General features: G+C 63.6%; 4 protein-coding genes. 2 read left to right on the plus strand and 2 right to left on the minus strand.

The window, feature by feature from the left end; all coding sequences use genetic code 11:
• Positions 1–50: 50 nt before the first annotated feature.
• Complete coding sequence (locus ACXYN8_RS10020) at positions 51–10,754, minus strand: DUF5801 repeats-in-toxin domain-containing protein (protein ID WP_458889294.1); 10,704 nt, start codon at positions 10,752–10,754, stop codon at positions 51–53.
• 330 nt (positions 10,755–11,084) lie between these two features.
• Entirely contained in the window at positions 11,085–11,873 is a 789-nt protein-coding gene (locus ACXYN8_RS10025; protein WP_458889295.1) for a DUF2569 domain-containing protein, read from the minus strand.
• 464 nt (positions 11,874–12,337) lie between these two features.
• On the opposite strand from ACXYN8_RS10025, the gene ACXYN8_RS10030 reads away from it, so the two are divergent.
• On the plus strand, positions 12,338–12,556 hold the full coding sequence (locus ACXYN8_RS10030; RefSeq protein ID WP_458889296.1) for a Flp family type IVb pilin: 219 nt from the start codon (positions 12,338–12,340) through the stop codon (positions 12,554–12,556).
• Between the two features lie 64 nt (positions 12,557–12,620).
• Positions 12,621–13,550 carry a Flp pilus assembly protein CpaB gene (gene cpaB / locus ACXYN8_RS10035; RefSeq protein WP_458889297.1) on the plus strand — a complete coding sequence of 310 codons (930 nt, stop codon included), beginning with the start codon at positions 12,621–12,623 and terminating at the stop codon, positions 13,548–13,550.
• Positions 13,551–13,553 lie beyond the last annotated feature (3 nt).

Genomic DNA, 13,553 nt, shown 5'->3' on the forward strand with positions numbered 1-13,553 from the left:
GGAAGTACCCCCTTGTATTCGTTTGCGTTCTTTGCGTCGCAATACTTTTCTTATGCAGACTGAGCAGCTGCCAGCGCCGTCGCATCTTCGTGCATTTCGGCAATGATGATCTGCGAAAACGAATCTGTCCCGGTGAGACTGACGGCAGCAAAGTCGAATGCGCCGACGTATCCGCCCCCCGCGTCGCCGCCGACACCATGACCACCCAGCGGAACGTCGCCGAGCAGCCCGTCGAGGATCGCATCGACTGCGCCGTTGTCGTCGATGTCGGCAATCGCGACCCTGGCGTCGGCAAGATCTGCGGTCGAACGTTCTGCCATCGCGACCGGGTCGTCCGGCAGTTCGGCGGTATGGGCTGCCAGCAGCAGGTCCATTGCCGCGCCATCGACATCCGCACCAAGCTGGAAACCGGCATCGGCGAACACGCCGGTCGATCCGTCTTCCCAGGTGAAGCTCGCTTCCCCGAAGATAGTGACGTCGCCGCCTGCGGCCGAACCGGCCGTTCCGTCCGACACCAGGCTGATCGACGTGATCCCGGCGTCGGTCAGCGTCGTGTATTCGCCGGCATCCGCCTCTGCATCCTGATCGTGATCCTGCCAGATGCCGAACTGGCCGAAGGCGCTGTCCTGCGCGTCCAGCCTGCCGTCACCGTTTTCGTCGTAGCTGGCAGCGATGGCTTGGAGATCGGTCATGCCATTGCCGCCGAAGACGAATTCCGAAGCGCCTGTCACGGTGTTGTTATTGTCGGCGTCGTGCACGAGTATCGCGCTGCCCGCCATGACCCAGGCGGTCTGCGTCTTCACGCCATCGCCGTCGTAATCGTAGGCAATGCCCTGGTCGATTCCGGCAAAGGCCAGCCCCTTGCCCGAGATGTCGAGCACGACAGGGGTTAGCGTATCGGGCGTCACGGTGAAGCCGATCGTGCCGGTGGACGTGTCGCCGTCGAAATCCTTTGCCTGAACGTCGAATTCGAACGGTAGGTTGCTGCCGAGCACCGGCGAGGTGAAACCGAACGCGCCCATCGAGAAGTCGCCAGCGCCGGCATGAATCATTTCCAGCGCGTTGAAAGCGGACACGCCTTCGAAGGAGACGCTGTCGCCGGACTGAAGACCGCCGACCGTGACGGTGCCATCCGCATTGTAGGTGATCGTCCGGCTGCCACTGACATCCGCGCCGGCGCTGTTGGTCACGACGACGGATCCAGGTTCGACGCTGACGGTGGTGCCGGTCAGGTCTTTCTTGTTACCGGTATCGGGATCGTCGAGCAGGCGCAGCGTTACCGAAGCCAGCGAGCCACCCTTCAGCTGAATGACGGAGAAGGAGGCGTTGGTAACGTCGTAATGCTGTTCGAAGCTGTAGCCGCGCGGCGTCTTCTCGCTGCCTGCGCCTGCTCCGTCGATGACGAAGTCGAGCCGCAATGTCTCGTTGACTTCCATCCACTGGTTGTTCGCACCGATGTCGGTCGAACTCATGTTGACCGTTCCGGCAACCCCGGTGGTCGAATTCTTCGACGTGATCAGGATATCTTCGCTGCCGTTGATCGTGTTGTCGAACAGCGTTCCGTCAGCCTGGAAGCCCACCCAGTCGTACTGGTTCGGCTTGATCGCGCTGAAATCGTCGAACACCGTACCGGAGCCGTCGTCGAGTTCCGCGAAGAACTCGATCTGGTAGGTCGCGTCGGACCCGCCGGTGGTGCCTTCGTCCAGCGTCACGGTGAAGACCACCCCGCCCGGATCGGTGTTGGTCGCGCTCGTCGTCGCGGTCAGCGTGCCCGTGCCGAAGCCGAACAGGTATACCGCATCGCCGCCCGAAGTAACCGCACTGCCGCCGGTCGTCGCCAAAGCCTGACCGTTGGTGCCGTTGATAAAGGTCAGGCTGCCGAAACCGTCCCCGCCGATGAAGTTCTCTCCGATGCCATCGTTGTTGGCATCGTTGATCAGGCGGGTCACGTTTGCGCTGCCGTTGTTGAGCAGGGGATTGTCCTGCGCCGTGGCAGTGGCATTCGTGGTGTCGTCGATATGGACGGGGGTGAAGCCGACGGGGCTGTCATCCTCCAGGCTGATGGCGATCGTCGATCCGCCGGTAGCCTCTCCGTCGGACACCGTCACCGGAACAACCAGGCTCGACACGTTCTCGCCAGAGGCGTCGACGTGGTCGATGGGGGCGCTCAGTTGGATGGACCAGGCGCCGGCGTCGGTGATGGAAATGCGGATCACCTCCGAACCGCCTGCCGAACCGATCAGCAGGCCGGTACCCGCGCCCGACCATGTCACGGCGTCACCGTTCGAAGTCAGCGCGAGCGTCGGGGTGCCCAGCGTAACGGCAAAGTCCGCGGCGCTATCGTCCGGATCGGCAATCGTCAGCGTGCCCCCATCGCTCAAGGCATCGGTCGTGTCCGTCGGATTGCCCAACGCATCGGCATTGCCATAGGCGAGCCCTTCGTCCGACACTGCGCCAGTGTCCGGGGTGATCGTCGGCGCATCGTTCGTGCCGGTGATGGTGATCGTCAGCGTCGCGCTGGACGTGTCGCCATCGGCGTCGACGATGGTGTAATTGAAGACCTCGACCACGTTCTCGCCAGTGTCGAGATATTGCACGGCCGCCGTGTTGAGAGCGTAGGTATAGCCACCGCCGGGTTGCAGCGTGAGCGTACCGAAAGCCCCCGGCGTGGTGCCGCCGACCGATCCCGCCCCGCCGGAACCGCTGATCGACTGGATCGAACCCGCACCATCGTTGCCGTAACTGTCCGCGGTGCCATCGGTCAGGAGATTGCCTGCGACCGAAGCGGTATCCTCGGTCAGCGTATTCGTGTCGTCCTGCGCGCTTGGTCCGTCATCCTTGAAGATAATCAGATTGCCGATCGGCGCTTCGGCCGAAAGGGGATCGTCGTCACCGTCGGTGATGGTCACCACGGCGTTGACCAGACCGGCGAGGTCGAGCGGATCGTCATGCGCCGGACCTTCCGGCCCGTCCACTGGATGGTTGAGCGCGGTATTGAGTGTGACGGTCAGTTTGCCGGTAGCGTCTATCACCACTGTGAAGGCGGTCTGCGTTACGCCGCTGCCATCGACATAGGTGCCCGTTACGAGGTTGGGCGTGGTCGCTTCGTCATGGACCAGCGTGATGGCGTATCCGCCCTGGCTGGTGGTGAGCGACGTGCTGCCGTCGCCGGTCAGGTCGAGCGCGAAGGCGAGCGACTTGAGCCCGTCGTTCCCTGCGTCGATGACCCCGCTGACGACCGACGAGGTGGTGGTGTAGCTGGTCGGGAAACCGCTGGTCTCGTCGACGATTGCCTGCACCCCGGTCGGGTTCGCGCTGAGCGTGACTGGCGCGTCGTCGAGGAAGACCAGGTTCGCACCGATGGCGATCGTCGCATCGGCTACGTCGTTGTCATTGTCGGTCGCGGTCAGCTTCAGCGTGATCAGGCCGTCTGCCAGCGTAACCGGCTCGTTCGCGAGCGTGGGGTCGCTGTGGATGACAGCGCGATTCTGGTCGAGCGTGACGCGGCCATTGCCATCCACGGTCACGCGGAACACCTCGTCCCCGGCGGTGTTGCGGCCGACCACGGCGGTACCTTCCAGCGCAATGCCGACCGGCTGCCCCGTCGCGGTGTCTGTCAGACCGGAAAGGGCAGAGGTGACACCCAGCGTGTAGGCGGTCGAAAGTTCCCCATCCGCGCCGTAGGAAACGGAGAAGCTCCCCGCGAAATCGGCGAAGTCGGTAACATTGAGATTGGTTTCGTCGACCGTTGCGCTGTCTTCCACGCCGGTCACGGTGACCAGCGGCTCGTCATCGGAAACCGCGACGCTTACCGTGGCGCTGGCTTCGTCACCGTCGATATCGCGCGCAATGATCTCAACATCGCCCAAGTCGAAGGTGTCGTCCCCGGCGAGAGGATGGCTGTCATAATTGTCCGACAGCTCGGCCGTCACGGTGACGCTGTCGCCGGATCGTACCAGAGTGACGGTAACGATCAGGTCGGCGCCATCGTAACCCGTAATGGTCTGTCCGTCCGCCGAGACGTTCCAGTCCAGGCTTGGATGAAGACCGGTGACCGCACCGAAGCCGATCGTCGCGATGGCATCCGATCCGGCGGTAAAGACGACGGTGCCGCTGTCGCTGTCGGGTCCGATCGGATTGTCGTTCGCGTCTACGAGGTTCCCGTCATCCACCAGCAGCGAGACGCCCGGACCGGCAACCGGTCCTACACCATCCGTGATGGTGATGGGCTGGCTGGCGCTGTCGTAATCGCCGTCCGCGTCGGTCAACGTATAGGTGAAACCTGCATCGATGTTGCCGGCGCTCTGGTCGAGCCCGGGGTTCGGATCGAAGGTCCACGCACCATCGGCATACACCGTGTACGTGCCGTTCGTGGTCGCGAGCACGGCTGCGCTGCCATCCTGCGGCACGGCGGTGGTCACCGCGCCGACAGTGAAGCTGGTTACCGTGGCATCGACGTCCGCGCCGCCATCGTCGTTTGCGAGAAGGTTGGCGCCAACGCTGCCTGCGGCGTCTTCGGCCACGCTTTGCGGCGCATCGTCGATCGCGTCTGGCACATCGTCGGAAACGGCGACGCTGACCGAGCTGGTCGCTTCGTCCCCGTCGATGTCGCGAGCGACGACGTCGACCGAACCCAGCGCGAAGGTGTCGTCACCGGCAAGTCCGGTTCCGATCACCGGGTGGCTATCGTAATTGTCACTAAGCGTCGCCGTGACCGTGACCGTATCGCCGACGCGAACGAGCGTCAGTGTGACGATCGGATCCGCGCCATCGGAGCCGACGATGGTCTGCCCATCGGGAGAGACGACCCAGTCGAGGCTCGGATCGAGGCCCGCGGTGCTGCCGAACCGGATTGTGGCGATGGCGTCGGAGCCTGCGGTGAAGGCGATCGTATCACTGTCGATATCGGGACCGAACGGATTGCCGCTCGCATCCACGAGGTTCTGATCGTCCACGAGCACCGCAACGGACGGGCCAGCAACCGGCCCTGCGCCGTCGGTAATGGTGATCGGCTGCGCGGCTGTGTCGGTGTCGCCGTCGCCATCGGTCAGCGTGTAGGTGAAGCCGGCCGCGATATCGCCGCTCGTCTGGTCGAGCCCCGGTGCGGGATCGAACGTCCAGTTGCCGAACATGTCGACGAGATAGCTGCCGTTGCCGTTGGCATAGCTGCCCGGACTGCCGTCTTGCGGAACCGAAGTCGTGACGCCGTTCACCGTGAAGCTGGTGACGGTGGCCCCGTCTGCCCCTTGCGTGTCGGGCGTTCCGTCGGTCATCACATTGCCGCCGATCGTGCCGGGCGCGTCCTCGGCCACGGTGACGGTGGCCTGATCGCTCGCCACAGGAACATCGTCTACGATGCTGACCTGGATGGTCCCGGTGCCGATCTCATTGCCGTTGTTGTCGACCACGCGGTAGGAAAAGCTTTCCTCGCCAGTGACGGTGTTCGCGCCATTGTCGCCGCCTTGGGCGACAAGCGGATCGTCTCCATCGACCGGGCTGGTAAGATCGTAAGTGTAGGCACCGGTGAGCGGATCGAGCGTGATCGTACCATACTGGCCGGTTGAGGAACCGACGATCTGGTAGGTCAGCACGGTACCCGGGGCGGCTCCGACAACGGTGATCTGACCGTCGGTGTCAAATTCGCTGTCGGCACCGCTCGCGCTGCCGATGCCGTCCAGCCCCGCTTCGTTGACGATGGCGTCATTGTCGAAGACCTGCCCGGCAACGTTGTCGATATCGATCGTAAGCGTCGAGGTGGAGGTATCGCCGTCGCCATCCACCACCGTGTAGGAGAAGACGTCCTGCACATCGGCGTTGGTCGAATTGGCGTTGGATTCGTAGGTGTAGGCACCGGTCGCGGGATCGACTGTCAGCGTACCGTACTGGCCGGTAATGACCAGATGTCCGGTCGAATCGGTGGTCGGAACACTGGCTGGCGCGTTAATGCTGGCGACCGTGCCGATGGCACCAGTGCCTGCGAAACCATCCGCGCCGGGAAGATCCACCTTGCCCGACAGGTTCGCATCGCTCAGCACGTTGCCAGCTGCCGCGCCGCCCTCGGTCACCGAATTGGCATTGTCGTATGCGGTCGGTGCATCGTCGTCGAACACGATCGAGAGGCTCGCAGTGCCAGCATCGCCTTCACTGTCGGTGACGACGAAGCCGAGCGTCGCCAGCGCATCGGTCGCTTCCTGGTTCGGCCCACCGGCGTGAAAAACGTTGTCGAGCAGCGTCACGACGTAATCGCCAGTGACCGGGTTGGTGATCGTCACGGTGAACAATTCGCCACGTGGACCGGTGGCGGTCAGCTTGTTGCCGCTGACCGAATAGGTCACAGTTTCACGGCCGATCGTGGCGGTCGCGCCATTCAGTGCCGGGTCGAATGCAACTGTACCGGGGCCATCGTTTCCTAGATCGAAGCTGACCGTGCCGGTGAAGCTGGCTTCGCTAACATCGGCCGGATCATCGCCCGCATTGGCATCAAGATCCGACAGGTCGGCGGGCGAGGCTGGGTTGCCGTTCGCAAGCCCATCATCATCGAGCGTCGCCGTGACCTGACCGCCTTGCGGCTCGGAATCCGGCTGCAGGGTTACGGTGACCGTGGCGGTCGAAGCGTCGCCGTCACCGTCGATAATCGTGTACTCGAAGCTGTCCGACAAATTGCCGCCGGAGCCTGCGTTCGGGGCAGGCGTGTACGTGAACATACCCGTTGCAGGATCGTAGGTGACGGTGCCTTGCGCTGCTTGCGATGAAACGAAGACCTTGGTCCCATTGGTGGTGGTGACACCGTCCGCGCCGAATACGTCGTTAATAAGCGCATCGATGGTGAAAGCGGTATTCTCGGTGCCTTGTGAAACCGGCCCGTCATTCTTCGCGCCGGGCACGTCGTCGACGATGCGGATATCGAGCGAGGCTGTGTCGACCGATCCGTCGGTGTCCGTCGCGACGACGTCGAAACTGTCGGTAAAGCTGTCCTGCCCGGCCTGATCGTGCCGCAGCGAATTGCCGTCGAGCACGTAGGTGTAGGAGATCGTCGCTGAGACCACATCGCCTGCGGCGTCGGTGGTGGTGGCAATGCCGGTAATGGTCAGCAGGCCGTAAACGGGATCGTCGACGGTGACGGGGAAGGTGACGCTCTGCCCGGCTTCGAACACCGTCTGGCCGCCGACGGTCAGCGTGTTCAGGCCATCGGGCGACGTGACGGTGAACGTACCCGACTGGCTGAGCGGTTCGGGCGAAGTGTCCGATCCGACCGGCAGATCGTCTTCGTCGAGAGTCACTTCGGGAGCGGCAAGGTCGAGCCTTCCGATCGTCACCGGATCGTTCGCGCCGCTGATGGTGATCGTCAGCGTGGTCGTCGCCGGGTCACCGTCGCCATCGGTGATGGTGTATGTGAAGGTTTCGGTCAGCGTCTCACTGCTGTCCAGGCCCTGGACAGCGCCATTGGCGTTGTCGAGCTGGTATTCGTAGCTGCCATCCGCCTTGAGGACGAGCGAGCCATAAGCGCCCGCCGTGCTGCCGCCGACTGTGCCCGTGACGGCACCGAAAGACACGGCCGTGACGCTCGCGCCATCAGCCCCGGTGGTGTCCACCACCCCGTCGGCAGTGTTCGCGTCCGCTCCGCCGCTGCCGGTGATGACGTTGCCGTCGGCGACGAGCGGGCTATCTTCGGTGACGCTGTCGGTATCGGCGCGCGCCGTCGGCACATCGTCGACAATCATCACTTCGAGGCTGGACGACGTTGTATCGTTGTCCTGATCGGTCACGGTGACCGGGAACACGTCGGACGTCGTGTCGCCGCTGGTGTTCGTAGTCAGTTCGTAAGTGTAGCCGATCACCCCGTTTGCGATCGAGGTTATGGTCAGCGTGCCGAAAGCGCCGTCGATCGTCTGGCCGACTGCATTCACGACATCGCCGCCGATCGTCACGACTGCCGGTCCGTCGGGCGCCGTGTAGGTGATGCTGCCCGAGGTCTGTTCGCCATCGCCAGCTGCTGCGGAACCCGCAGGCGGACCCGCGAGGCCTGCCTCGTAAACAACCGTACCGGCATCGCTGAGCGCGGGATCGCCGCCCGGATCCGGCTGCGGAACGATCACGGTGACGGGGCTGTCGGCGATGGTGATGACCAGCGTAGCGCTGGCGGTGTCGCCATCGCCATCGCGGATGACGTAATCGAAACTGTCGGCAACGCCGCCCGGCGTACCGGGATCGCGCGTGTAGCTGTAGCTGCCGTCTGGCTCGATGGTGAGCGTGCCGTACGTGCCCCTGACCGTCATTCCTGCCGCGACATTGCCGCCTGTGCCGGAGAAGCTGACCACGTCGAAATCATCGGCACCGGGGGCGTCGTTTGCAGTGACATTGCCGACAACGGGGCCGTACTCGCCAGCGCCGAGGGTGTTCGCATCGTCGGATGCTGCCGGAGCGTCATCGACGATCCCGATGACGAGCGTTGTCGTCGCGGTGTCGCCGTCACTGTCGGTGACGGTGAGGGTGAAGCTGTCGCTGTCCGGGTCGTTGAGCGTGTTGTCGCTCAGCGTGTAGCTGTAACCATAGGTCCCGTCGGCATTTGCCGTGACGGTCAGGATGCCAGTGGCCGTGGTGACGGTTCCGCCGGCGGTAACATTCACGCCATTGATAACGAGGCTGGCGAGGGTGTCGTTGCCAGTCGCCGGGGTGATCGTGCCGACAGCCGTCTCGCTGTTTGCGGCGGCGTCCGAACCTTCCGGCTCGCTCCCGCGGGCGGGGAGGCCCGCTTCGTCGACGCTGTTATCGCCCGCAAGTTGTATGCTCGGCGTGGAATCGCCCAGCAGTGTGATCGTCACGGTGGCGGTTGAGACATCCCCGTCGGCATCGGTGATGGTGTAGTCGAAAGTCACGTGGCCGTTGGCGTCGCCGTCCTCGCCCGGTGCGGGGACGTAGGTGAAGGTGCCGTCGCCATTGTAGGTCAATGTGCCCGCGCCGGACAGCGTGCCGCCAACCACCGCGATGTCGGAGAGCGCGACACCGTCTGCGCCGGTGATGTCGTTGGCAAAGGCGTCGACGATGATGCTGGCGTTTTCCGCGCCTTGCGTGGCGAAATCATCCACCGCCACAGGCTCGTCGTCGATGACATGGACGGTGAAATCGGCGCTGTCGCTGTCGCCGTCCACGTCCGTTACGGTGACGGTAAAGGTCACGCTGGTATCGTCGCCGCTTGTGTCGTCGCCCAGCGTGAAGGTGTAGTCGAGCGTGCCGCTGTCAGGATCGAAGCCGATGATCGTCAGCGTTCCTTCGGGCACGGTGATGACCTGACCGGGTCCGGTTACGACCACGCCGTTGATTTCGACCGTAGCCACGCCATCGGGTGCGGCGAAGGTGATCGTGCCGCTGGTCGCTTCCGAACCATCGCTGTCGTTGTCGGGTATCCCGTCGGAGCCTTCGCCAGATCCGACCGGCCCGTCCGTACGAGGAGGCAGGCCGCCTTCGTCGACGATGGTGCCAGCGCCCGCTTCCGGGACGGAGATGACCACGGCGGGCGAATCGCCGATGTCGATGGTCAGCGTTGTGCTCGCAGTGGAGCCGTCCCCGTCGGTCAGCGTGTAGGTAAACACGTCGCGGACGCCGCCTGCGGTACCGGGCGCACGAACGTAGGAATAGCTGCCGTCCGGCGCGATGGTGAGCGTGCCGTAGAGGCCTTGCACGACGAGTGCGCCTTCCTGTGTGGCGGAGCCGGCCACACCTTCGGAATTGGCGATCCCGGTCAATGTCGCGCCGTCCGCGCCGACTTCGTCCGCGGTGGTGCCTGCCGTACCTTCTCCGGTGATGACGTTGCCGGTGGCCGGGCCGTAGTTGCCTGCGGCGATTGCATCGACGTCCGCCACCACGATGGGCTGGTCGTCGACGATCTGTACGTTGAGCGTCGCACTCGCCGTGTCGCCATCGCGATCGATGACCGTGACTGCGAACGGATCGACCCCGTCGGAGCCGAACGAATTGTCCGTCAGCGTATAGCTGAAGCCGATTTCGCCCCTCGCAAGGTCGATGCTGGTGATGGTCAGCACGCCGAGATCGGTGACGAAAGTCTGGCCGACCTCGCTGATCACCACGCCGTTGAGCGCGATCGAGGCGAGGCCGTCGGGCGTGGCGAAGACGATGGTGCCGCTGGTGGTCTCGGCACTGGTTTCCGAGCCGGTGCCGGCGGGTTCGCCCTTGCGGGCGGGGAGGCCTTCCTCGTCCACCGTGGCGATGGCATTCACCACGCCGGCCGGGTTGTCGGGCGTTTCTATGACGACGTCGGGTTCACGGTCGAGCAAGCCGGGAATGACTTCGCGTTCCGGTTCTTCCGGGCGGGCGAACTCGGTGTAGGGAAGCAGGTCGCCAAGGCCGTAGGCGGCCTGGATATCGCCGGGGTCTACGGCAAAATTTCCGCCTGAACTCCGTGGGTTACCCGCCGCAGGCTCGGGTTCTGAATCGACCAGCAGCGCGGCGAGATTGAGCGGCGGGATGGCCACGCCACCGACCACCAGCTGGGGCACGACGATGGCGCCGTCGGGGATGACATAGCGGGTGCCGTCGGACAGTTCGACGACGAGGTCGCGGCCTTCCGCACGGACATCTTCGAGCGTCGCATCGCCGGGCAGGACGACCACGCCATTGGCGTCCGGCAACAGCACCCGGCCAGCGCTGACGCTACGGCCTGGCGGATTTGCACCGTCTTGCAGATTGACGCTGTCGTCGTCGAACCGGCCGTTGTCGCGGCTAGTGAAATCCATCATTTTCAAACCCCATCGCTACGGGGCGGGCCTTGGCCCTCGCGCAGAAGCGGGTGATGGAGCGGGTGTCGGCCGCACAAGCACAAGGAACTGAAAACTCAGCCCAAACTCACTTCTGCGGCCCGCAAATGGCGCTATCCCCAAGGGTCACTACGACTCGTGAGTCGCGCCAGTTATGCGAGTTAGAAAACATTGAATCGGTATGGTTGCAAGTTCGGTAACCATATTACCGCAGACGACGGACCGACGCTGATGGGCGACGAGCCGTGCTTTAACATCGCGACTAAAGGGGGTGTAAGGGGGGTATAAGCCCGTTTGCCGTCGGTGAAACGGTCAGGCAGCCTGCCGCAAGCGGTACGTCAGGTTCACCCGGTCCGACAGGAGGAGATACGGCAGCCAGATCACGGCGCTGATCAGCACCTTGTCGATATTGCCGTTGAGCAGCGTCACCAGCGGCTCCACCACCATGGGCGGGATGCCGCCGATCGCGGACAGCTGTTTTGCGATCAGCAGCTGCATCGACAAGTCGACTGCCCATGCGAACAGCAGCATCCGCGGGAAGAGCGGAATGGAGCGGAGCGCCATGGCGAAGGCGGCCATGTAGAAGAAGCCGGAGAACACAACGTCCATCGCCATCAGGCGGAACATCGCATCGCCCCACGCGGGCGCGTTCGAGCCCATGACCGGCACCGCCATCACGAATTCGCCGGTGCGGATGAGGACGTTCAGCACCATGCCGACCAGCAGCGAGGCCATGAAGCCGACCGGGCCGTAAGCGGGCAGGGCGCGGGCGCGGGCCGGGTCGACCGATCTCCAGCGGCCGAGAAAGGCGAAGCGATAGCGCGGCTGCACGCGCGCGTCGGCGCGGGCGAAGGCGCTGCGGGTGATGGTGTAGCCCGCAATCGGCGCGGCGATGATCGCGGCGTAGAACGCGGCGGCCAGCGCCAGGTCGCCCATCGCGGTGAAGGGATAGGCCGGCGTCAGGAGCTTCACCGCGAACAGCGGCACCGCGATGCCCAGCCAGAACAGCGCCACCAGCAGCATCCGCTTTTCGAAGAAGCGCGCGATCCCGTGGCTCTTGGCCATGAGGCGCTGCTGATAGGCTTGAAACGCTGCGGTCATCGTTCGTCGGTTGTCCCACGGCTTGCTTGCACGTCGGCGTTATGGGGTATCGGAGTGTGCGATTGGTTAACGGGGCGCGAATCGAAACGTTCCGTCGTGCAGACAGGGCGACTCACGGAGGGAACGTTTCCGCGTTTCGAGCGCTGAGGGGAGTTGCACCGATGCGACAATCGTTACGAAATTAACCAGAATCGTAAGGATTTGGGTTAGCTAACCGCGTGAAATCACGGGTTAAAAATTCGTTACCTGATTTACATTGACCTCAGCACCGGTTTCGATGATTTTTGAATGGTCCTGAGGGACTTGCGTATGAAGACCGGCGCAAACCGCTTGTCTTCCAAAGAAAACATAATGGTCGCGCAGGTCTTCAACAGCACCCCACGGGACGGGGACGATCCGGGCATACCCGGGCGTCTTCAACATTGAACGGCGTGCCACAGTGGTGCGCCCTGCAATTTGGGGTAATGAAAATGATCAAGAACTTCCTCCGCGACGAGTCCGGCGCTTCGGCAGCCGAATACGCTCTGATCCTCGCCATCGTCGGCACCGGCATTGCTGTTGCTGCTTTCGGCCTCGGCAATGCGATCACTGGTGCTCTCGACGACTCGACTGAGTGTATCCAGGGCGTGACGATGCAGGATCTGGATGGTGATGACACCACTCCCGACGTTCCGGCTTGCTAATTGAAGTGGGCGCTCGATCTTTTCGGGCGCCCAACTTTTTAGCATAACGGCAAGGGGGGCTCCAATGGGCGGCCGTAATTTCGTTCTTATCGCAGTTGCGGTGATTATCGGCATATTTGCCGTCATAATCGCTGACGCCTATTTCTCTGGCGTAGAAACTCAAGCTGAGCGCGAAGCTGCAGAGCGGCAACTTGCTCGTATCGTTGTGGCGTCGCAACCGCTCGAATTCGGCTCGCCGCTGACGCCCGATAATCTTCAGCTCAAGAACTGGCCGCAGAACTCAGTGCCCGAAGGCGCGTTCACTTCCATTGAAAACGCAATGCGCGGCGGCCGCGTGGCCCTGCGCCCGATCGTGCCCGGCGAACCCGTGCTGGCCGACAAGGTCAGCGGAGCCGATGGCCGCGCGGTCCTTTCCGCGAACCTTCCCGAAGGAATGCGCGCCTACTCTATACCTGTCTCCGCCGTTTCTAGTGTGAGCGGCTTCGTCCGCCCCGGCGACGCGGTGGACGTAATCCTGACCCGCCAAATTCCGGGCGACGGCGCAACCGGCGACGATGTGATGGCCGACGTCATACTCGAAGCGGTGCAAGTCATCGCGATCGACCAGACCGCGAACGAAAAGGAAACCGAGGCAAAGGTCGGTAGAACCGCGACGCTGATGGTCGATCAGTTCCAGGCGCAGAAGCTCGCCGTCGCCATGCAGCTCGGCAACATGAGCCTGGCGCTGCGCAATGTCGAAAACCAGTTGGCAGGCGCGGGCACCACGGTGACCAATCGCGACGTCGGCAACGCGGCAATGTATATCGCAGCACGCGAACGCGCTGCTCCCGCTCCGGCACCTATGCCCGCCGCCTATTACCGCGAGGCACCGGCTCCGCGCGCCGCCGCTGCGAGCGTGCCGAGTGCGCCCGCGCGGCCATCCGGGCCGACCATGACAATCTATCGCGGCACCGATTCGACCGACTATTCGGTCGGACGCCTCGGGGGGAGGTAAGCC

The sequence above is a fragment of the Altererythrobacter sp. CAU 1778 genome (assembly GCF_054482795.1).